Genomic DNA, 21,603 nt, shown 5'->3' on the forward strand with positions numbered 1-21,603 from the left:
GATGCGCCCGCTCACCATCCCCGTCCTCCTCACGCTGTCGGCCTGTTCCCTGACCCCGGCGCTCGACAGGCCGGCCCTGCCGGTGCCGGCGGTCTTGCCGGTCGTCGCCGGGGCCGGGATGCGGGAGTCTGCGGTCGAGCCCGAATGGCGCACGCCGTTCGGAGACCGCCGCCTGCGGCGGCTGATCGAACTGGCGCTGGCCAACAACCGCGACCTGCGGCTGGCGACCCTGAACGCCGAGACGGTCCAGGCCCAGTACGGGATTCAACGCGCGGCACGGCTGCCCGCCATCGACGCGGCCGGCAGTGCCACCCGCCAGCGGACGGCCGCCGATGCCGAAACCAGCCCGGCCGTGCCGGCGACCATCCGGAACCAATACGGGCTCACCGTCGGACTGAGCGCCTTCGAGATCGACCTGTTCGGCCGCCTGCGGTCGCTCTCCGACGCCGCCCTGGCACGCTACCTCGCCAGCGACCAGGGGCGCCGGTCCGCTCGGATCGCGCTGATCGGGGCGGTCGCCGACGCCCATTTCGCCGAGCGGCTGGCCCAGGAGCAACGGCGGCTGGCCGAACACACCGTGGCCGACTGGCAGCAGTCGCTCGACCTGGCGCGGCAATCGAGGGAGCGCGGCCAGACCAGCGGGCTGGACGTGGTCCAGGCCGAAGGGCAGCTGGCCACGGCCAAGGTCGACCTGGAGGCGCGGACACGCGCCGTGGCGCAGGCTCGCAACGCGCTGCGGCTCCTGGTCGGCGCCGAACCGCCTGCCGACCTGCCGGACGCCCTGCCGCTTGAAGATCAGGCCGTCACGCTGCGTTCGCCGGCGGGCCTGTCGTCGGAACTGCTGCTTCGCCGGCCCGACATCCTCCAGGCGGAACAGGCCTTGATCGCGGCCAACGCCGATATCGGCGCGGCGCGGGCGGCTTTCTTCCCGCGCCTGTCGCTGACCACCTCGCTGGGCTATGTCAGCCCGGCCATGGCCGGGCTGTTCGGCGCCGACCATGGCATCTGGACCTTCGCGCCGCAGATCACCCTGCCGCTGTTCCAGGGCGGACGGCTGGAAGCGGAGCTGCGCCTGGCCGAACTCCGCAAATCCGCGGCCGTCGCCGAGTACGAGCGCGCCATCCAGATCGCGTTTCGCGAGGTCGCCGACGGTCTGGCGGGACAGGCGACCTTCGGTCGCCAGATCGAAGCGCAGACGCGCGTGGTCACCTTCGCGGAGCGCCGGACCACGCTGTCCGGCCAGCGTTACCGCGCGGGCGTCGAAGGGCGGCTGGAACTGCTGGATTCCCAACGGCAGCTTTATGCGGCGCGGCAGGCCCTGCTTGACCTGCGCCGCGACGCGCTGAGCAACGCGGTCGCGCTTCACAAGGCGCTGGGAGGCGCAATGGACGACGAGCCGGCCACCCCGTCCCTTGCCGCGCCGTCCCCCGGCACCGTGTCACCATCGAACGGCGGTTGAGAAGCGATCCATGACCGGGCATGAAACGATGGAAACGGAAAGCGCTCGACCTCCGGCGCCTCAGCCAACCGCGGGATGGACGGGGGGCGATGGAGGCTGGCGTGTGCGGTTCTACACCATTCTCGGAGGGCAGGCGCTTTCCCTGATCGGGTCGGCATCGACCCAGTTCGTGCTGATCTGGTGGATCACCGACACCACCGGCAGCATCACGGCATTGACCGCGGCCGGCATGGCCGCGCTGTTGCCCCAGGCGGTTCTCAGCCCACTTGCCGGGATTTTTGCCGATCGCTACAGCCGCCGCCTGCTGATGATCGCGGCCGACGGCGTGTCCGCCTTGTGCATGCTGGTGCTGATCGCGCTGTTCCTGACCGATCGGGTGGAGCTGTGGCATGCCTTGGCGATGATGGCGATCCGCAGCGCGATGCAGGGCTTTCAGGAGCCGGCCATGGCGGCCAGCACGCCCATGCTGGTGCCGGGCGGCTTCCTGGTTCGTGCGGTCGGCCTGGAACAGTCCGTGCACAGTCTGACCCTGGTTGCCGCCGCTCCGCTGGGAGCGCTCGCCATCGCCGTGATGCCGATCGGTTGGGCTCTGGCGATCGATGTCGCCACGGCCATTCTCGGCATCGCACCGTTGCTGCACTTCCGCATCCCGCAAGCCTTCGCACAGGACGGCGAAAGGGCCGGCCTCTGGCGGGAGTTCCGCGAGGGCGTCGAGGTGGTCTGGAGGACACCCGGCCTGCGGCAGCTCTTTCTCCTGCTCGGCGGGGTCGTGTTGGCTTTCATGCCGGTCTTTACGCTGGTGCCGCTGCTGGTGAAGGAGCATTTCGGCGGAGGCGCCGCCCAACTGGCCTTGTTGGAAAGCCTGTCGGGCATCGGCATGGGGGTGGGCGGCCTGCTGGTGGCCGCACTGGCGCCGCGCAGACCGATGCCGTGGATTCTGTTCGGCTTTGCCATCTCCTGTGGCGCGATGGCTCTCACGGCTCTGGCTCCGCGCGGTCTTTTCGGTGTGGCCGTGGCGTGGTGGGTCATCAGCGGCCTCACCTTCGTGCTCGCCGACGCTCCGCTGACCGCAGTGCTTCAGACCATCGTGCCGAACCATCTGCTCGGGCGTGTGCTATCCCTGATGAACACGGTCATGGGACTGGCGGCGCCTGTGGGGTTGGGGCTTCTGACGCCGCTCGGCGAGGTGTTCGGGGTGCGCGGAATGTTCATCGTTGCCGGACTGTTTGGCATGACCGTCAGTTTGTCCGGGTTTCTATCAAGGCCAGTGATGGCCCTGGACCGGCGCCGTCTGGAAACGGACCGGAGGTGACATGCCGACTCACCGACAAAATGATCGCCAAGCCAGGTTGAGAACCCGCTCAGACCAGATACAGCACCAGCATCTCGGCGACGCAGACCGGGCGGCCGCCGCCTTCCAGCTCCACGGTCGCCTCGGTCGCGGCCAGGAAGCGGCCCTCGCCCTGCGTCTCCACCGACTTCAGCCTGAAGACGGCGCGGATGCGGCCGCCGGCCGGGACCGGGGCCGGGAAACGGACGCGGTTCAGCCCGTAGTTCAGCCGGGCGCCGATCCCGTCCACGGCGAAGGCCTGCTCGCTCAGCATCGGCAGCAGGGACAGCGTCAGGTAGCCGTGGGCGATGGTCGTCCCGAACGGTGACTCGCGCGCGGCCCGGCCGGGGTCCACGTGGATCCACTGGTGATCGCCGGTCGCGTCGGCGAAGGTCCCGATGCGCTCCTGCCCGATCTCGATCCATCCGCTGGCCCCCAGCTCCGTGCCGACCCGCCCGAGGAGCGCCGGTATCCCGTCGATGCGGTTCATGCCTTCCGTTCCTCCTCCCGCCGTTCCCCTTCCCGATAGGGCGCCCGAAGCTCCCGCTTCAGCACCTTGCCGATCTCGCTGCGCGGCAGCGACTCCCGCAGCTCCAGCCCGGACAGCCGGTGCGTCCGGCCCAGCCGTCCGTTGGCCCAGGCCAGCAGGTCCGCCGCATCGACGGTCCGGCCAGGCTTCGGCACCACGAAGCCCAGCGGCGTCTCGCCCCACTCCGGGCTCGGCACGGCGACGACCGCCGCCTCCGCCACCGCGTCATGGGACAGCAGCACCTGTTCCAGGTCGCTGGCGTAGATGTTGAAGCCGCCGGACAGGATCATGTCCTTGCGCCGGTCCAGCAGATAGAGGAAACCGTCGCCGTCGAACCGTCCGAGGTCGCCGGAGCGGATGAAGGCCTCGCCCTCCGGACTGTACCAGACGGCCTCGCGGGTCGCGGCGGGCGCGCCGTGGTAGCCGCTCATCATGGTGGAGGACCGGCCGACGATCTCCCCGGTCTCGCCGCGCGGCAGTTCGCGCCCCTGCTCGTCGATGATGCGGATGTCGGCTCCGCCGGCGGGCCGTCCCACGGACTCCAGCTTGTCGGGAAACGCCGCCGCGTCCAGCACGGTGCCGACTCCCCCCTCGGTCATGCCGTAGCCGTCCAGCATCCTGCCGGGCCAGCGCTCCAGGATCGCGCGCAGCACGGAAGCCCGCAGCGGCGCGCTGGTGGACATCTTGGCGCGGAACGACGACAGGTCGAAACTGTCGAAGTCGGGCAGGGCGAGGAGGCGCTCGTACTGGACGGGGACCAGCATGGTGTGGGTGGCGCGCTCGCGCTCGGCGAGTTCCAGGTAGCCGCGCGCGTCGAACTTCCGCATCAGCACGACCGTCCCGCCGCCCGCCAGGGTCGGCAGCAGCGCCACCAGCGTCGTGTTGGAATAGAGCGGCGTCGCGATCAGCGTGACGGCGTCGCCGCCCAGCCCATAGGCCGCCACCCGCTGGCGGTTCTGGCGCGACCGGAAACGGTGGTCGTGCAGGATGCCCTTGGGCACGCTGGTCGTGCCGGAGCTGTAGATGATGTCGAACCCGTCGTCCGGCCCCAACCCGACGGCAGGCGGCTCGGCCGCCGTCCCACCGAGCCAGTCCTCCAGTCCCGTCCAGGCCCCGTCCGCGAAATCCAGGCCGATCCGGACCGGAACGCCGCCCGCGATCTCCTCCCCCGCCGGCCGGTACCGCGCGGAGGCGAACAGGAAGCGCGCCCCGCTGTCGGCCAGCATCCCGCCGAGCGCCTCCGGCGTCGCGGAGGTCGGCAGCGGCGCCATGCAGCCGCCGGCGGCCAGCGTGCCGAGATAGAGGGCGACCAGGTCGGCCGAATTCTCCGACAGGCCGGCGACCCGGTCGCCGATGCGGAGCCCGGCGCCGGCCAGCGCCGCCGCGACGCGATCGACCCGGCGGCCCAGCTCTCCCCAGGCGACCGTCAGCCCGCCGTCGCGGATCGCGGGATGGCCGGGGCGTTCGGCGGCATGGCGGCGCACCAGCGCCGGCATCGGCTCGAACACCTCGTCCGGAACGGGGGCGGGGACGATCGTCGAGGGGGCGTCGGTCATGGCCATGGTACCTGTTCTTCGTTCCTGTTGTTCCTCCCGGGGCCTTGCCGGATCGTTACACGAGCGGTTCCGGAGTGTCAAACTGGTGAAACAAGATTTCGCTGTGCGGTATAACTTGGCCTGGGCCGGTTTACATCGCCCGGACGATCCCGTATGCAGTCTACGCAAAACGAAATTCCGCAAAAAAGCGCCGGGAGGAAACGATGACGGAAATGCTTGAGGAGTGGCGGGGGCGGGTCCTGGTCCTGACCATCAGCGACCCGGCGACGCGCAACGCTCTGGGTCCCGCCGTCTATGCCAAGGGTGCCGAGGCGCTGCGCCGGGCTGCCTGGGACCCCGGCATCGGCGCGGTGGTGCTCACCGGCGCGGACGGCGCCTTCTGCAGCGGCGGCAACCTGAACCGCCTCGCCGGCCTGCGCGGCGAACAGCCGGAGCATGGGGCTGAACAGGCCGAGGCCGGCATCGGCCTGCTGCACGATTGGATACGCCTGCTGCGCGCTTGCCCCAAGCCGGTGATCGCCGCGGTCGAGGGCGTGGCCGCCGGCGCCGGCTTCTCGGTGGCGCTGGCCTGCGACATGATCGTGGCGGCCAAGGACGCGCGCTTCGTGCTGGCCTATGTCAAGGTCGGCCTCAGCCCGGACGGCGGCGCCACCGCGTTCCTGGCCCGGGCGCTGCCGCGCCAGATGCTGGCGGAGATCGCCCTGGAAGGCGGCGCGATCGAGGCCGGACGCCTGCACCATGCCGGACTCGTCAACGCCCTGTGCGACCCCGGCGCGGCGCTGGAGTCGGCGGTCGCCCGGGCCCAGAAGCTGGCCGACGGACCGACCGGGGCGATCACGTCGATCAAGCGCCTGATCGACGCGGCCCAGGACGGCGATCTCGACTCCCAGCTCGACCGCGAGCGCCGGGCGTTCGTCGGCAACCTGTTCCATGCCGACGCCGGGGAAGGCATCGCCGCCTTCCTCGAAAAGCGTCCCGCCCGTTTCCACCCCTGAGGTTCGGGCGATGCTGAACACCCGCGTCACCGAATTCTTCGGCACCCGGATTCCCATCGTCGCCAGCGGCCTGCAATGGCTGGCGACCGCGGACTATGCGGCCGCCGCGTCGCGCGCCGGCATCATGGGCTTCATCACCGCCGCCAGCTTCCCCGAGCCGGCGGCGCTGCGGGACGAGATCCGCCGCTGCCGCGACTTGGCCGAGGGCGGGCCGTTCGGCGTCAACGTCTCCATGCTGCCCAAGCTGGTGGAGGGCGACCGCACCGAGGCGGTGTTCGACCTGATCGCGGAGGAGGGCGTCCGCTTCGTCGAGACCTCCGGCCGCAACCCGGAGCCCTATCTGCCCCGCCTGCGCGCCGCCGGGATCAAGGTGGTCCACAAGGTCCCGACGGTGAAGCACGCCCGCAAGGCCCAGTCGGTCGGCGTGGACATGGTCGAGGTGATCGGCGCGGAAGCGGGCGGGCACCCCGGCATGGAGCTGATCGGCACCATGGTGCAGTCGGTCCTGGCCGCCCGCGAAATCACCGTGCCGCTCGTGATCGGCGGCGGCATCGGCACGGGCGAACAGCTCGTGGCCGCCCTGGCCCTGGGCGCCGACGGCGTGCTGATGGGCACCCGCTTCCTGGTGGCCGAGGAGGTGCGCGCGCATGCCGCCTACAAGGACCGCCTGGTCGAGGCGCGCGAGACCGACACCACGCTGGTGATGCAGTCGCTGCGCAACACGCTGCGCGCACTCCGCAACGAGACCACGGACAGGATCCAGCAGGTCGAGAAGGAGCGCCCCGGCGACCTCGCCGCCCTGCTGCCCCTGGTCTCCGGCAAGCTCGGCCGGCAGGCCTACGAGACCGGCGACATGTCCCTGGGCGCCCTGTCCCTCGGTCAGTCCGTCATCTTCGCCGACCGCGTCGAACCCCTGGCCGCGATCGTCGCCCGGATCGAGGCGGAGGCGGAACGCGCGCTGGAGCGGCTGCGCGGGCTGATGTGAATACGCTGGGCGGCCGGTGTCGCAGGACGGATCCTCACCGTGGCCGTACCGCTGGCGCCCGAATTGCCCGGCCGGATGCCGCCCGTCGCGCCTGTAAAGAATTCCGACACCGCGGAACCGGGAGCCCGTTGCGCGGTCGGGATGCCATAAAGAAACCGGCCCGGAGAGATCTCCGGGCCGGTGTCGTATGTCCGTCGAAGGGGAACCCTCGCGGCGTGCGCGCTCAGGCCTTCCTGCGGGACCGGCTCGCGACGCCGAGACCCAGCAGGCCGGCGCCCAGCAGGGCCAGGGTCGCGGGCTCCGGCACTTCGGTCGGCGCCGGGGCTACCACCTGCAGTTCCGCCGTGCCGGCCAGCGGCAGGAGGAAGTTCAGGTCCGGATCGGCGTTCTGGAAGCTGCTGCTCAGCGTGATCAGGTTGTCGATGCCGAAATACCCGCCGGCGGAACCGCCGGTGATCCGCAGCAGGCCGTTGCCGTTGCCGATGATGTTGTCGGAATCGGCGAAAGCCGTGCCCGAGCTGAACAGGGAGCCCGTCGATCCGGCATTCGGGCCGGAGACCTCTTCCGTCTCGAAGCCGACGGCCGTCAACCAAAGATCGCCGTCGCTGAAGCCTTCCGTGGTCGCCAGGTTTGCATCGGGAGTGCTGTCGACGTAGAAGTTGACGTTGCCGCCCGTGAACACGGTCGTGTTCAGCGTGTCGCTGGTATCGAACTCCGACACGACGTAGTTGTCGAACGTGTAGGTCAGTTCGCAAGGACCGGGCGAGCAGAAGTCGTCACCGAACAGATTGTTGATCTGCGAAACGCGACCGAAGCCGGACAGCGTGTCGCCCACGCCGGTCACGAAGGTTTCGGTGAGGTTCGAGAACTTGAAGGTCGTCTCGTTCGGGCCGCCGACGATGACGCCGGCCACCGGGGTCGGAGCCGCCTGGGCCTGGCCCAGCCCCAACGCCAGAACGGCGCCGACGGCCGCCACTCCGAGGCTCTTTTTCATGTGGTTCTTCATCAGGTCCTCCTTACGCACCGCACCCTTGCGGCTTCAAGGAGGAAGCACGCGGCGTGCCAACACTGGTTTTTCCTGAGTTTCCAACACGTTGACCGGGATCGGGCGAAAATCTCCGCCGGTTCTGTAAGATTTTCCGACAGGCCTGCCGGAACGCATGACCGCGGCTTTGACATCGGAGGACCGGTGCCGCCCGGTTCGCTTTCTTCCCGACGGGTCGGTGGCGCAAGGTATTCTTTATACAGAATACCAAATACCAGTATTCACAATATTCGTTTCAGGACTAGGCCCATATGAATGCCGTTGCAGCGTTTTGCAAGGGCCTGTGTTTACTCGATAATTTTCGGTTCTCAGTCATACGTTGCAGAGTTCGTCACTTTCCCAATCATCGATCTTTTGCGTACGCACAGTTCTGGTGCGATGCAATATTTTAAAAGTTTTTTGGTTAACTAAGTTTTTCAGTTGTCAAATATGCCCAATGCCACATACCGTATACCAACGTACCGGCGGATAAGCCGGGCGATTTCGAAAACAGCACCGCCAGGGCCGCTTCCGACATGAAATAACGAAACAACCGGCCCGACGAGAGGGAGGAGCCTTAGATGACTGCGACCAAGAAGTTTTCTTGCCTGCAGAAGGCTGCCGCAATAACGACGGCCACATTGACGAGCGTAATCTTCGGCGCGATGACCTCCACCGCAGCGCTTGCGTGGGAGCCGACCAAGTCGGTCGAGTTCATCGTCCCGGCCGGCACCGGCGGCGGCGCCGACCAGATGGCCCGGATGATCCAGGGCATCATCCAGAAGAACGACCTGATGAAGCAGCCGATCGTCGTGATCAACAAGTCGGGCGGCGCCGGCGCGGAAGGCTTCCTGGACGTTTCCGGGTCCAACCGCAACCCGCACAAGATCATCATCACCCTGTCCAACCTGTTCACCACCCCGCTGGCCACCGGCGTTCCCTTCTCCTGGAAGGACATGACCCCGGTCGCCATGCTGGCGCTCGACAACTTCATCCTCTGGGTCAACGCCGAAAGTCCCCACAAGACCGCGAAGGAATTCGCCGACGCGGCCAAGAGCGGCGGCGCCAACAGCTTCAAGATGGGCGGCACGGGATCGAAGCAGGAAGACCAGATCATCACCGCCGCGATCGAGCAGGGGACCGGCGCCACCTTCACCTACATTCCCTACAAGGGCGGCGGCGACGTCGCGGCCCAGCTGGTCGGCAACCACATCACCTCCAGCGTGAACAACCCGATCGAGGCGGTCTCCCAGTGGCGCGCCGGCGCGTTGCGTCCGCTCTGCGTCTTCGACGGCCAGCGCATCGACATCAAGGAGCCGATCGCCGACGGCCAGTCCTGGAACGACGTGCCGACCTGCAAGGAAAGCGGCCTGGACGTCGAATACACCATGCTCCGCGGCATCTTCATGTCGCCCGGCGTGACCGCCGACCAGACCCAGTTCTATATCGATCTCTTCGAGAAGGTCCGCGAGACCCCGGACTGGAAGGACTTCATGGAGAAGGGTGCCTTCAACACGACCTTCATGGTCGGCGACGAGTTCAAGTCCTGGCTCGGCAAGACCGAGACCTTGCACAAGACCCTGATGGAAAAGGCCGGCTTCCTCGCGAAGTAACCGCTCCCGCGGCGGTCCCGGGAACGCGGCGCCACGGCGCCGCTCCCGGGACGTCCCGGCGATCCGACCCGACCCCTGCCCGAAACGACACCGGCCGCCCGGGTGACGCCTTCGTCCCCCGGTCGGCCCGCCGGGACCGTGCGCCCATCTTCCCGGCGGTTTCCGAAGGAAAGAGTTTCCATGAGCCAGCCAAACAGGAACCCGAACAGGAACCCGGACAGGAACGGGGAGTCCGTCGTCTCGGTGCGGACGATGGAGATCGTCACGGCGGCGCTGTTCGCCATCGTCGCGGCGGTGGTCATGTACGACAGCTCCAGGGTCGGCGCCGGCTGGGCCAGCGACGGTCCAGAGGCCGGGTATTTTCCTTTCTACGTCGGCCTGATCATGTTCGTGTCGAGCGGGGTCATCCTGGTGACCAACCTGATCAACCGGACCCCGAAGGCGGCGACCTTCGTGGAACGCGGGCAGCTGAAGCTGGTGGTCAGCGTCCTCGTTCCGGCCATCGTCTTCGTCGCCCTGATCTGGGTGCTCGGGATCTATCTCGCGGCCGCCATCTTCATCGCCTTCTTCATGAGCTGGCTGGGCCGCTATCCGGTCCTGAAGATCCTGCCGATCGCCATCCTGATCCCGCTCGCGCTCTTCGTGATGTTCGAGATCTGGTTCCTCGTCCCGCTGCCCAAGGGCCCGGTCGAGGCATTCCTTGGCTACTGAGCCCCTGACTACTGAGCCGAAAAGCTGAAGAGCCGTCGCGCCGGCGCGGGATCGCGTCCGCGAGCCATGCCGGCGGCGAATGACGGTCATCGTGGAGGGAAGTCTTGGACGCTTTGATGAATCTGATGCATGGCTTCGGCGTTCTCGCCGACCCCATGAACATCGTCTACATGTTCGTCGGCATCACGCTGGGCGTGCTGATCGGCGTGCTGCCCGGGCTGGGCGGGGCCAACGGGGTCGCGATCCTGCTGCCGCTGACCTTCAGCATGTCGCCGACCTCGGCGATCATCATGCTGTCGTGCATCTACTGGGGAGCCCTGTTCGGCGGCGCCATCACCTCGGTGCTGTTCAACATCCCGGGCGAGCCCTGGTCGGTCGCCACCACCTTCGACGGCCATCCCATGGCCCAGCAGGGCCGCGCCGGCGAGGCGCTGACGGCGGCCTTCACCTCCTCCTTCTTCGGCGCCTTCCTGGCGGTCATCCTGATCACCTTCCTGGCCCCGGTGATCGCCGGCTTCGCGCTCCGCTTCGGGCCGGCCGAGTTCTTCGCGGTCCAGCTCCTGACCTTCTGCAGCTTCGTCGGCATGGGCAAGGAGTCGCCGTTCAAGGTGCTCACCGCCATGATGCTCGGCTTCGCCCTGGCCGCGGTCGGGCTCGACACCGTCACCGGCCAGCTGCGCATGACCTTCGGCACGGTCGAGCTGCTGCGCGGGTTCGACTTCCTGATCGCGGTCATCGGCCTGTTCGGCATCGGCGAGATCCTGCTGACCATGGAGGAGGGCCTGGCCTTCAAGGGCAAGTCGGCCAGGATCAACCCGGCGGTCGTGCTGCAGACCTGGAAGCAGCTGCCCAAGTACTGGGTCACGGCGCTGCGCGGCTCGATCGTGGGCTGCTGGATGGGCATCACGCCGGGCGGCGCCACGCCGGCCTCGTTCATGAGCTACGGCCTGGCCAAGCGCTTCTCGCGCAACGGCGCCAAGTTCGGCACCGGCGAGATCGAGGGCGTGGTGGCGCCCGAGACCGCGGCGCACGCGGCGGGCACCAGCGCGCTGCTGCCGATGCTGACGCTCGGCATCCCCGGCTCGCCGACCGCCGCGGTGCTGCTGGGCGGGCTGCTGATCTGGGGCCTGCAGCCCGGCCCGCTGCTGTTCGTCGAGCAGAAGGAGTTCGTCTGGGGCCTGATCGCCAGCATGTACCTGGGCAACGTCGTCGGCCTGATCGTGGTGCTGACCACGGTGCCGCTGTTCGCCTCGATCCTGCGCATCCCGTTCAGCATCATCGCCCCGATCATCATCGTGATCTGCGCGGTCGGCGCCTACACCGTCCACAACGCCTTCATGGACATCGCCGTCATGCTGGTGTTCGGCGTGCTGGGCTACGTCTTCAAGAAGCTGTCCTACCCGCTCGCCCCGCTGGTCCTGGCCCTGGTGCTCGGCGACATGGCCGAAAGCTCGTTCCGCCAGGCCATGCTGCTGTCCCAGGGCGACCTCGCCATCTTCTGGTCGAACCCCCTGGTCGGCTCCATCGTGACCCTCGCCCTCGCCATGCTGTTCTGGCCGGTCATCTCCCTCGCGATCGGCAGGCTCCGCGGCTCCCCGGCGGCGCCGGTCTCCGTCAAGTAAACGACCCTCCCGGGCCGGAAGAAAGCCGGCACGATCACCCGAAGCAGGGAGGCGGCAGGGAACGGCCCCGGCCGTTCCCTGCCGCGGCGGGGTGGTCGCGCCCAGAAACAGAGGTAATCCATGGCCGAACTCTTCACGGCGGACGTGATGTCCGCTTTCTTCCAGGTCCTCATGATCGACCTGGTCCTGGCCGGCGACAATGCCGTGGTCATCGGCCTCGCCGCCGCCGGCCTGCCCCGCGACCAGCGGAACAAGGCGATCCTGATCGGCATCATCGCGGCGACCGTCCTCCGCATCATCTTCGCGGGGCTGACGACGCAGCTGCTGCAGATCGTGGGATTGCTGCTGGCCGGCGGAATCCTGCTGCTGTGGGTGAGCTGGAAGATGTGGCGCGAGCTGCGCGAAGCCCACGAGCGCGACGAGATGGACGCGAACGAGGCCCTGGCCGACGCGGATCTGAACCACGACGGCACCGTCGCCGGAAGCCGCCCGCGCAAGACCTTCGCCCAGGCGGCGACCCAGATCGTCGTCGCCGACCTGTCGATGTCGCTCGACAACGTCCTCGCGGTGGCCGGCGCCGCCCGGGAGCATCCCCGCGTCCTGATCTTCGGCCTGGCGCTGTCGATCGCGCTGATGGGGCTGGCGGCCACCATGATCGCGCGGCTCCTGCAGAAGCACCGCTGGATCGCCTACCTGGGCTTGGCGATCATCCTCTATGTCGCGCTGGAAATGATCTATCGCGGCGCCCTGGAGGTCTGGCCGGTGGTCAACGGTACCTGACGCCGGGAGAGTCCACATCCAACCGCAATGGAGGATCGGCACGAAGCTTCGCCGGTAGTGTCGGACCAGGTCTTTTGCTCCGGAAAAACAACTGTCGCCGAAAGGGGCTGGGAAGCCGATGGGCAGCTTGAAAGTCGAACTCAAACCGCTGGATACCAGCCATACCCTGAAGATGCGGGCCTATCAGTCCCTGAAAAGCTCCATCGAGGCGATGGATCCGTACAGCCATCGCGGTGAGATCCGGATCGACGAGCGCGAAATCTCCGAACGGCTGGGGATCAGCCGCACGCCGGTGCGCGAGGCGCTGATCCTCCTGGAGCACGAGGGCTTCGTCCGCACGGTGCCGCGCCGGGGCGTCGTCGTGGTCCGCAAGACCCGTTCGGAAATCATCGATATGATCATCGTCTGGGCGGCGCTGGAAAGCATGTCGGCACGGCTCTTCGCGGCCTGCGCGTCGGACGGCGAGATCGCGGCGCTGGCGTCGAGGCTGCGGCAGCCCTTCGACGGGGCGGAAGCGGCGGGCGAAGCCGGACAAGCCCCCGGCGCCGCCGACGGGATCATGGAAATCCACGACGCCTTCGTCGGCGCGTCCGGCTGCGGCATGATCGGCGAGCTGACGAAGAACCTTCGCGTCCAGATGCGCTGGATCAACCGGCTGGCCGGCCACGCCGCGGACCAGGCGGCCCGGGTGGCCGTGCTGCGCCACGGGATGGCCGAGGCGATCGGGAACCGCGACGCCGGCCTGGCCGGCGCCCTGATCCGCGACCACAATCTGGGCCTCGCCGGATACATCGAAAAGAACTGCGATTTTCCCGACTGACCCGGGACACGGGTCGGCCGGGGAGACACGGCGGCACATCAACAGGAGGAATTCCAGGAATGCAGGCCAAGGACATCATGACCTCGCCCGTGATCACGGTCGGTCCCGACATGCCGGTCGCCGAGATAGCGGCCCTGCTGCTGGAAAGGCGGATCAGCGGCGTGCCGGTGGTCGACGCCGACCGGCGGCTCGTCGGCATCGTGAGCGAGGGCGACCTGCTGCGCCGCGTCGAGACGAACACGGAGCGGCACCATTCCCGCTGGCTGGAGGTCCTGATCGACCGCAGCGGCCAGGCCGCCGAATTCGTCAAGAGCCACGGCCTCCACGCCCATGACGTGATGAGCCGGAAACTGGTGACGGCCGCCCCGGAAACCGACCTGGGCGAGATCGCCGAACTGATGGAACGCCACCGCGTCAAGCGCGTGCCGGTGGTGGAGGACGGGGTGCCGGTCGGCATCGTCAGCCGGGCCAACCTGCTGCACGGGCTGGTCGCCTACAAGCGATCGTCGGCGGGCATCGCCGCCGTCAGCGATCCGGAGATCCGCACGGCGCTGGCGGACCTGCTGCGCGGCGAATCCTGGGCCCGCCTGCGCCACGTCAATATCGTCGTGACCGAGGGGGTGGTCCACCTCTGGGGCATGGTGGACAGCGAGGACCAGCGCCGCGCCCTGACCGTGGCCGCCGAGTCCGTGACCGGCGTCAAGTCGGTGGAGGACCACCTGAACCTCAACTGGTTCACCAACCAGTCCGGGTGATCCGGCGCGGGCAGCGCCTTCTCCGAGCGCTGCCCCGCGCTCGGAGAAGGCGGCGGAACCACGGCATCGGCGGAACGGTCATGATGTGCTGAAGGGATTGGCGATGCGCAGCCGTCCGTCGATGACCATGCCGTCCTGCATGTCTTCCGACCAGAGTATCCCGCATCCACCGCGGAGGCGCTCTGGTGCATGGAGGCTGACGAGCACGGATTTCTCCCTGGTTCGGTGATCTTCAAGCGGCACGGGCGGAGTCCGGGCGTCCGAGGTCGAGCAATCGGTTGAGGACGGTGACGGCGATCCGGGTTTCGACCTCCTGGACCGGGCGGGTGTGCGAGCGCAGGGTGTCGCCGATGATGCGCTTGTATCGGCTCATCGTCCCCTCCGCCCCGGCCCTCGCATTGTAGCCGGACGTTCGCTGCCACCCCATCCGGCCCTGTTCGGCAATGGCCTGGATGCGGTGGTCGCGCTGGGTCGGGTCGGTTTCGGCCGAGGCGCTGAGCACGGCCGTGGCGCGCGGCGGGACGATAACCGCGGCTTCCGCGGAGTGCCCGGCCACAGCATCGTAGACCCGATCCTGATCGTAGGCGCCGTCGGCAATGACGGCGCCGAGCGGCTCGTCGACCTGGTCAAGCAAGGGGCCGAGTTCGGCGGCATCGTCGACCTCCTTGCTGGTCAGGCTCGAGGCGCCGATCGTGCCGGTCTTGGCATCAACAGCGAGATGCAGCTTACGCCAAGCCTGGCGGCGCTGGGTGCCATGCTTCTCGACCAGCCACTCGCCCGGTCCGCTCAGCTTCACCCCGGTGCTGTCGACTAGCAGGTGGACTGGTCCGCGCGCCGGCCAAGCTTGAGGTGCCATCGTCAGAGTTCTGGATCGTCGGGTCAAGGTCGAATGGTCCGGCACTGGCAAATCCAGCCCCATCAGCTCGAGCAGGGAGCCGACCAGCCCTTCGGTCTGGCGTAGCGGCTGGTGGAAAACCGTCCTGAGGATCAGCGCTGTCTCGACCGCGAGATCCGAGTAGCGCGCCTGACTTTTCGGACAGGTAGTCCAGAGCTTCACCTGATCAACTTCGGACCGCAGACCGCAAGCCCGTGCTATTTAAGCTAAATCTGCTCAGCACTCGCTCCATCGTGACTGCCGCGGTCTTATCCTCAAGCACACTGCCCTACGGCGCGCACCCAACCCTGCAGTTGCTCCACCATACTGAGCTGCACATTTCCGATTTTTACATCATAAGTCCGTAAAAATGGCCGCATACCTGCACGGAGGCAGTTCATGCACCTGGGTCACCTATTCCTTCTAGGCTCCACCATTCTCGCTCCCGGTACAGCCCTCGCCGTCCCGGCCTACACTGTCACCGACCTCGGTACCCTCGGTGGGGTTTTCAGCGGGGGCGGCGGCATCAACGCCAACGGCCAAGTGACGGGATCCAGCAGCACCGCGGCTGGCGACATCCACGCGTTCCTGTGGGATCCGGCGGCTGGCATGCGGGATCTCGGTACCCTCGGTGGGGTTTTCAGCGGGGGCGGCGGCATTAACGCCAGCGGCCAAGTGGCGGGAACCAGCGAAACCGCGGACGGGCTCGTCAGTCCATTCCTGTGGGACCCGGCGACCGGCATGCGGGACATCGGCGGAGGCTTCCCCGGCGGCAGCGGCGCCGATATCAACGCCCGCGGCCAGGTTTCGGGATACGTCGCGAACGGTGGCACCCATGGGTTTCGGTGGGACCCGGTGAGCGGTCTGCAGGAACTCGGCAGCCTTACCGGGGGCGACACAGGCTTCTCCACCGCCGGCACCGGCATCAACGACCGCGGACAGGTGACAGGTGACAGCGAAACTACGGATGGCGTCAATCGCGCATTCTTATGGGATCCGGTGACAGGGATGCAGGACCTCGGCACCCTCGGGGGAGGGGGCAGCGCCGGCATCGACATCAACGATAGCGGCCAAGTGACCGGGGCCAGCGACACCACGATCGGTTTTACTCACGCGTTCCTGTGGGCTCCAGCGATTGGCATGCAGGATCTCGGCACGCTGGGAGGAACCTTCAGCGTCGGTAATGGCATCAACGGCGGCGGCCACATAACGGGAACCAGCACCACCACGGACGGTGACGAAGCTGCATTCCTGTGGAACGGCGCTGGTCTGCTCGACCTCAACGACCTGATTCCCGCGGGATCGGGTTGGACGCTCCTGAACGGAAACGGAGCTATAGCGGAATTTGGGTGACGAGGTGTTCAGGCGGCGCTGTGTGATGTCGGCACGCTGACCTCGATGCCGTCGCGGAATTTGACGCCTTGGATGATCTTGGGCAACTGGTTTTCGCCCTGAAGTCGCCGCCAAGTTCTGGATGCTGCCGAGATCAGCTTGAAGACCATGAGCTTGGCAGTGTCCTGGGAAAGCGCCCCCTTGGTGCGGACCGTCCGGTGCCGGACTGTGGCGAAGACGCTTTCTATAGGGTTTGTGGTCCGCACGTGATCCCAATGCTCGGCCGGGAAGCTGTAGAAGGCCAGCAGGGCATCACGATCTTTGGTCAGGCATTCGACGGCACCGGAGTACTTGGCGCCGTACTTCTTCTCGAAGGTATCAAGGGCATGCTCCGCCGCCTTGAGGTCGGGCGCCATCCAGATCTCCCGCAGGTCCTGCTTGACCGCGGGCTGGAGCGATTTCGCCACCTTGTTGAGAACATTAGAACTTTTATGAAACCAGCAGCGCTGATGACGCGTGCCGGGGAAGACCTCGTCGAGCGCCTTCCAGAAGCCCAAAGCACCATCGGCGACCGCCAGTTCCGGGGCGATTCCCAGCCCGCGGGCCTTCAGGTCGATCAGCAGTTCGCGCCAGCTCTGGGCGCTTTCGCGGACGCCGACCTGGAAGCCGAGCAGTTCCTTTTTACCCTCCGGCGTGGCGCCGATCATCACCAGCATGCACTCGGCGGCAGGCTCCATGCGGGCCTGGAGGTAGACGCCGTCGGCCCAGACATAGACGTAGCGCCGGGCCGACAGGTCCCGCCGCTGCCAGCGCGCGTAGTCGTCCGCCCAGCTCTCCTTCAGCCGCGCGATGACCGCCGGTGACAGGTTGGGCGCGTCCTTGCCGAGCAGAACGCTCAGCGCCTCCTGGAAATCACCGGCTGAAACGCCGCGCAGATACAGGATTGGCAGCAGGGCGTCGAGACTGGTCGTCCGGCGCGCCCAGCGCGGCAGCAAGGCTGAGCTGAACCGGATGCGCTCGGCTGCCGGACCGGGAGCGCGATCACGGACCTTGATCCGCTGGACCTCGACCGGCCCAATCCCGGTCTGGATCATGCGCTCCGGTCCATGGCCATGCCGGACCAACCGGTCCCGGCCGTCGGCCAGCTTCAGGTCTTTGCTGGCAGCCAGGAAAGCCGCCACCTCGGCTTCGATGGCCTGCTCCAACAACTGGCGGGCTCCCGATCGGAGAAGGGCCGTCAGGGGATCATCGATCTCTTCGGGCTGGCGAAGCCGGACAATGCTGGTATCTTCGTTCATGGCGTAGCGCTCCCTCGTGGAGGTTCTGGCAGGCGTCAAGCACCTACCTCGTTACGCCACCTTCCTCACCTCGTCATCACCCAGTTTCCCCCATAGCTCACGGAAACGGGATCAACGACGCCGGGCAGATCACTGGGACCGCATCGGGGACTATCGGGAATTTCGTGCTTGGCGGGGTTATCCTGAAACAGAAGGAGACCCTGAATGGCCCGACGCAAAGATCCTGTTATCCCTGACGCGATCCTTGACCAGCTGCTGGCTGGAGCCGATGCGAAGACGGCATTCGACCAGAACGGCCTGCTCGACCAGCTGAAGAAGGCGCTGACGGAGCGGGCGCTGAAGGCGGAGCTGGATCATCATCTGGCTGGAGATGAGAGCGGCAACCGTCGCAACGGTTACGGCCACAAGACGGTGCTGACCGATGGCGGCTCGATGGGTCTGTCCATTCCCCGCGATCGGTCGGGGACGTTCGATCCGGCGCTGATCGGCAAATACCAGCGGCGCTTCCCCGGCTTCGACGAGAAGATCATCTCAATGTACGCACGCGGCATGTCAACCCGGGAGATCACGGGACACCTGCGGGAGCTCTATGGCATCGAGGTGTCGGCCGACCTGATCTCCACGGTGACGGACGCCGTGATCGAGGAGGTGACGGCCTGGCAGAACCGGCCGCTGGAGGCGATCTACCCCCTGGTGTTCCTGGATGCCATCCGGGTCAAGATCCGCGACGAAGGTCTGGTCCGCAACAAGGCCATCCATGTCGCCATCGGCGTGCGGGCCGACGGCGCCAAGGAGGTGCTGGGCCTGTGGATCGAACAGAACGAGGGCGCCAAGTTCTGGCTGCGCGTCCTGAACGAGTTGAAGAACCGGGGTGTGGAGGACATCCTGCTGGCCGTCGTCGATGGGCTGAAAGGCTTTCCCGAGGCGATCGCGGCTGCCTATCCGGAGACGATTGTTCAGACTTGCGTCGTTCATCTGCTGCGCCACAGCATGGAGTTCGCGTCCTGGAAGGACCGCAAGGCCATCGCCGCCGCCCTGAAGACGGTCTACGACGCTGTCGACGACAAGGCCGCCGAGATGGCTCTGAGCGCCTTTGAGACCGGGCCTTGGGGCGAAAAATACGCGGCCATCGGCAAGGCTTGGCGGCGGGCGTGGCCGGAGGTCATCCCCTTCTTTGCCTTCCCGCGCGAGGTCCGGCGCATCCTTTACACGACCAATGCCATTGAAGCGTTGAACTCAAAGCTGCGCCGGGCGGTCCGGGCCAGGGGGCATTTCCCCAATGACGAGGCCGCGCTGAAGCTCCTGTTTCTCGTCTTGAACCGCGCGGAGAAAGACTGGAAGATGCCGCCCCGGGAATGGACGGCCGCCAAAGCCCAGATGGCTGTCATCTTCGGCGACCGGTTCGCAAAGGCGATGACCGCCTGATACTGAACCCGCCCCGCCAAGCACGGAATTCCCGACAGTCCCCCGGCATCGACCCCGGCGGGCAAACCAACGCCTTCCTGCTCACGCCGGTCACGGTCGCGGAGGTCCCGGAACCGGGAACGCTGGCACTGATCGCCGTCGGGGGCATTGGGCTGGGCTTGGTACGGCATCGCAGGCGCCAATTACGATGAACACACAATCCAAAGGTGACGATGCCCGTCCGAAGCGCACCGTTTTCGGACAGGGCTGATCTGCACAAGACCTTCCTTTGACGCGGCCACTGCCCATACTCAAGCACAGTGCCCTACAGCGTGTGTCCGGAGGTGCACTGGGTTCGCCATACTGATCGCCAGGCCAGACACCTCCGGAGACAAACCATGCGGAGACATCACCTGCTCCTCCTGGGCATTCTTACCCTCACTCCCAGTAAAGTGCTCGCCGTCCCAACCTACACCATCACAGACCTCGGCACGCTCCCCGGCGGTGACTTCAGCATCGGTTCCGGCATCAACGCCCGCGGCCAGGTGACAGGGAGGAGCAACATCGCGGGCTCCATTCCCCATGCATTCCTATGGGACCCGGTGGCCGGCATGCGGGACCTCCTTCCCGTCGACGAGCCTGCCAGCCCCAGCAGCGCCAGTGTCGGCAACGGGATCAACGACAATGGCCAAGTGACGGGGTGGGCTGGCGACCTCGGTGTCGAGCATGCGTTCCTGTGGGACCCGGTGGCCGGTATACGGGACCTCGGAACCCTCAGCGGCGAAGCCGCCAGTTACGGCAACGGCATTAATGATAGCGGCCAAGTGACGGGAACCAGTCCCATCGTCGCAGGGCCCTTCTCCTTCAACTCTCGTGCATTCCTATGGGACTCGGCGACCGGCATGCAGGACCTCGGCACTCTGGGCGGGGTTGAAAGTCGTGGCAACAGCATCAATGACAACGGCCAAGTGACGGGAAGCAGCGAAATCGAGTTTATAGGTCCCACGCATGCGTTCCTTTGGGACCCAACAACCGGTATGCGGGACCTTGGAACCCTTCCTGGTGAAGGCAACAGCGAGGGTAATGGCATCAACGACAGCAGCCAAGTGACGGGAACCAGCGGAGGGCATGCGTTCCTGTGGGACCCGGTCACCGACATGCAAGACCTTGGCACACTGGGAGGAACCTTCAGCGTCGGCAACGGCATCAACGACAGCGGCCAGGTGACGGGACAGAGCACCACCGCAGACGGCGCCGACCGTGCGTTCGTGTGGGATGGCACGGGCTTGTTCAACCTGAACGACCTGATCCCTCCGGGGTCGGGATGGACTCTCCAGGGTGGAAACGGGATCAACGACGCCGGGCAGATCACTGGGACCGGCATCGACCCCGGCGGGCAAACCAACGCCTTCCTGCTCACGCCGGTCACGGTTGCGGAGGTCCCGGAACCGGGAACGCTGGCACTGATCGCCGTCGGGGGCATTGGGCTGGGCTTGGTGCGGCATCGCAGGCGTCAAAACGCCTAACAGGCTGCGGAAAATCGCGCACTTTCAGGTAAGGCGTGCATTATAGTTAACGCGGTGAGCCCAGCTGGGAGGGAATAACACCAGTTCCGCTTGAACACTTCATACTTTTCTACTACTGAAACATTGGTGATCAACGAAATGCGTTAGGAGTGTTCAGGCGAAAATGGTATGATGCGAAGGGCGGACAAGAATTCGGCTTGATCAACTTATGTTGGACGACGGCCCTCCACGTAAAGGCTTTCAAACCTCCGCGCTTCTTGGTCAATCAGTAAATATTCTATCCTTCCAGCACCGAAATTCTGCCTCTCGACCTCCACAAATCCAGCTTCTCTAAGCAGCAATGCAAGTGTTTCGAAATCATAGCAGAATTGATGCTCTCGGCCTTGACGAAATACCTCATTGACTACCTCCATGGGCGTCCTGAACCTGCCGCCACGCCTTTCAAGCATCCATTTCCGATCCTCAAAGTAGCGGCGAAGGTAAAGTTCTCCATCCGGAACAGATATCCTGATCGTTCCGCCAGGCCTCAAGGATCTCAAACACTCCCTAAGAAAGGTGTGAGCGTCCGCAGGTTCTAAGTGTTCGAAAAAATGCTCGGCGTATATGCCCTCAAACCGTTTATCTTCGAACGGCAATGACCGTGTAAGATCCCATACCACATCCACTCGCGGAGCCGGAAAACCATCGATGTTGAACCACTCTTCACTATCTCGTCTTGTTAGACCACACGCGACGTTCAGGTAACGAGCATTCGGTTTCAATTTTTTCGCTTTATCTCGAATATTATTAAATGCCCTATTGGCAATAAAATGAAGATCTACATTCAGCCAGTAGATTGTTCGTTCACTCAAAAATGATTTTGCGAATCTAGTGCGAAAAGCGCGTGCGACAGCTTTCTGGATCATGAATGGTTCCTTATCGAAAGGCTTCACTAGGCATGGTCTGGACACTATGCATGTTCTTATCGACTGCACACCCAGCAGGCTGTGG

The 21,603-nt window shown here is 66.0% G+C and carries 21 protein-coding genes; 14 read left to right on the top strand and 7 right to left on the bottom strand.

The features are described 5' to 3' along the window. Position 1 precedes the first annotated feature (1 nt). Together JL100_RS36045 and JL100_RS36050 are read left to right on the top strand one after the other, a co-directional pair. Positions 2-1,459, top strand: coding sequence for an efflux transporter outer membrane subunit (locus JL100_RS36045; protein WP_202685550.1), 1,458 nt, complete (start codon positions 2-4; stop codon positions 1,457-1,459). A gap of 28 nt (positions 1,460-1,487) precedes the next feature. Further along, the gene (locus JL100_RS36050; RefSeq protein WP_211113232.1) at positions 1,488-2,771 is read left to right on the top strand and encodes an MFS transporter; all 1,284 of its coding nucleotides are present in this window, start codon (positions 1,488-1,490) and stop codon (positions 2,769-2,771) included. Between the two features lie 49 nt (positions 2,772-2,820). Here the strand turns inward: JL100_RS36050 and JL100_RS36055 are convergent, their stop codons facing one another. Both JL100_RS36055 and JL100_RS36060 read right to left on the bottom strand, forming a co-directional pair. Next, positions 2,821-3,279 (bottom strand): MaoC family dehydratase, encoded by a 459-nt coding sequence (locus JL100_RS36055; protein WP_202685544.1) that lies wholly within the window; start codon positions 3,277-3,279, stop codon positions 2,821-2,823. After that, positions 3,276-4,880, bottom strand: a complete 1,605-nt coding sequence (locus JL100_RS36060) for a class I adenylate-forming enzyme family protein (protein ID WP_228421791.1) — start codon at positions 4,878-4,880, stop codon at positions 3,276-3,278. Before JL100_RS36060 ends, JL100_RS36055 begins: the two co-directional genes overlap by 4 nt. 197 nt (positions 4,881-5,077) lie before the next feature. On the opposite strand from JL100_RS36060, the gene JL100_RS36065 reads away from it, so the two are divergent. Together JL100_RS36065 and JL100_RS36070 are read left to right on the top strand one after the other, a co-directional pair. Then, positions 5,078-5,869 (top strand): oxepin-CoA hydrolase, alternative type, encoded by a 792-nt coding sequence (locus tag JL100_RS36065; protein WP_202685546.1) that lies wholly within the window; start codon positions 5,078-5,080, stop codon positions 5,867-5,869. A gap of 10 nt (positions 5,870-5,879) precedes the next feature. Next, the gene (locus JL100_RS36070; RefSeq protein WP_228421793.1) at positions 5,880-6,854 is read left to right on the top strand and encodes an NAD(P)H-dependent flavin oxidoreductase; all 975 of its coding nucleotides are present in this window, start codon (positions 5,880-5,882) and stop codon (positions 6,852-6,854) included. A 223-nt stretch (positions 6,855-7,077) separates the two neighbouring features. Here JL100_RS36070 and JL100_RS36075 read toward each other — a convergent pair whose 3' ends face one another. Next, positions 7,078-7,848: a PEP-CTERM sorting domain-containing protein gene (locus tag JL100_RS36075; protein ID WP_202685551.1), complete on the bottom strand. Its 771-nt coding sequence runs from the start codon at positions 7,846-7,848 to the stop codon at positions 7,078-7,080. A 611-nt stretch (positions 7,849-8,459) separates the two neighbouring features. Between JL100_RS36075 and JL100_RS36080 the strand changes: the two genes are divergently transcribed. From JL100_RS36080 to JL100_RS36105, 6 genes are all read left to right on the top strand, one after another. Next, entirely contained in the window at positions 8,460-9,491 is a 1,032-nt protein-coding gene (locus JL100_RS36080; RefSeq protein ID WP_407697065.1) for a Bug family tripartite tricarboxylate transporter substrate binding protein, read from the top strand. A 180-nt stretch (positions 9,492-9,671) separates the two neighbouring features. Then, positions 9,672-10,202 (top strand): tripartite tricarboxylate transporter TctB family protein, encoded by a 531-nt coding sequence (locus JL100_RS36085; protein WP_202685548.1) that lies wholly within the window; start codon positions 9,672-9,674, stop codon positions 10,200-10,202. Between the two features lie 116 nt (positions 10,203-10,318). Next, positions 10,319-11,824, top strand: coding sequence for a tripartite tricarboxylate transporter permease (locus tag JL100_RS36090; protein ID WP_407697066.1), 1,506 nt, complete (start codon positions 10,319-10,321; stop codon positions 11,822-11,824). A 120-nt stretch (positions 11,825-11,944) separates the two neighbouring features. After that, positions 11,945-12,604, top strand: a complete 660-nt coding sequence (locus tag JL100_RS36095) for a TerC family protein (protein ID WP_202685759.1) — start codon at positions 11,945-11,947, stop codon at positions 12,602-12,604. Between the two features lie 118 nt (positions 12,605-12,722). Further along, positions 12,723-13,424 carry a GntR family transcriptional regulator gene (locus tag JL100_RS36100; protein ID WP_202685760.1) on the top strand — a complete coding sequence of 234 codons (702 nt, stop codon included), beginning with the start codon at positions 12,723-12,725 and terminating at the stop codon, positions 13,422-13,424. Between the two features lie 59 nt (positions 13,425-13,483). Further along, positions 13,484-14,179 carry a CBS domain-containing protein gene (locus JL100_RS36105; protein ID WP_202685761.1) on the top strand — a complete coding sequence of 232 codons (696 nt, stop codon included), beginning with the start codon at positions 13,484-13,486 and terminating at the stop codon, positions 14,177-14,179. A gap of 78 nt (positions 14,180-14,257) precedes the next feature. Here JL100_RS36105 and JL100_RS36630 read toward each other — a convergent pair whose 3' ends face one another. Together JL100_RS36630 and JL100_RS36110 are read right to left on the bottom strand one after the other, a co-directional pair. After that, complete coding sequence (locus JL100_RS36630; RefSeq protein ID WP_267133635.1) at positions 14,258-14,386, bottom strand: PIN domain-containing protein; 129 nt, start codon at positions 14,384-14,386, stop codon at positions 14,258-14,260. 25 nt (positions 14,387-14,411) lie between these two features. Further along, positions 14,412-15,236, bottom strand: a complete 825-nt coding sequence (locus tag JL100_RS36110) for an IS5 family transposase (protein ID WP_202685762.1) — start codon at positions 15,234-15,236, stop codon at positions 14,412-14,414. A 216-nt stretch (positions 15,237-15,452) separates the two neighbouring features. Here JL100_RS36110 and JL100_RS36115 point away from each other — a divergent pair, with 216 nt between their 5' ends. After that, positions 15,453-16,406 (top strand): hypothetical protein, encoded by a 954-nt coding sequence (locus tag JL100_RS36115; protein WP_228421796.1) that lies wholly within the window; start codon positions 15,453-15,455, stop codon positions 16,404-16,406. A gap of 8 nt (positions 16,407-16,414) precedes the next feature. Here JL100_RS36115 and JL100_RS36120 read toward each other — a convergent pair whose 3' ends face one another. Continuing rightward, entirely contained in the window at positions 16,415-17,683 is a 1,269-nt protein-coding gene (locus JL100_RS36120) for an IS256 family transposase (RefSeq protein ID WP_228420945.1), read from the bottom strand. Positions 17,684-17,887: 204 nt separating this feature from the next. Here JL100_RS36120 and JL100_RS36125 point away from each other — a divergent pair, with 204 nt between their 5' ends. From JL100_RS36125 to JL100_RS36130, 3 genes are all read left to right on the top strand, one after another. Further along, entirely contained in the window at positions 17,888-19,108 is a 1,221-nt protein-coding gene (locus JL100_RS36125) for an IS256 family transposase (RefSeq protein ID WP_201072050.1), read from the top strand. Continuing rightward, the gene (locus JL100_RS36980) at positions 19,039-19,299 is read left to right on the top strand and encodes a PEP-CTERM sorting domain-containing protein (RefSeq protein ID WP_407697067.1); all 261 of its coding nucleotides are present in this window, start codon (positions 19,039-19,041) and stop codon (positions 19,297-19,299) included. The genes JL100_RS36125 and JL100_RS36980 overlap by 70 nt, the downstream gene beginning before the upstream one ends. A 186-nt stretch (positions 19,300-19,485) precedes the next feature. Further along, complete coding sequence (locus JL100_RS36130; protein WP_202684528.1) at positions 19,486-20,613, top strand: PEP-CTERM sorting domain-containing protein; 1,128 nt, start codon at positions 19,486-19,488, stop codon at positions 20,611-20,613. A 206-nt stretch (positions 20,614-20,819) separates the two neighbouring features. Here the strand turns inward: JL100_RS36130 and JL100_RS36135 are convergent, their stop codons facing one another. Then, positions 20,820-21,518, bottom strand: coding sequence for a class I SAM-dependent methyltransferase (locus tag JL100_RS36135; protein WP_202684529.1), 699 nt, complete (start codon positions 21,516-21,518; stop codon positions 20,820-20,822). Between the last annotated feature and the right edge of the window lie 85 nt (positions 21,519-21,603).

This window comes from Skermanella mucosa, assembly GCF_016765655.2.
Lineage (GTDB): Bacteria > Pseudomonadota > Alphaproteobacteria > Azospirillales > Azospirillaceae > Skermanella > Skermanella mucosa.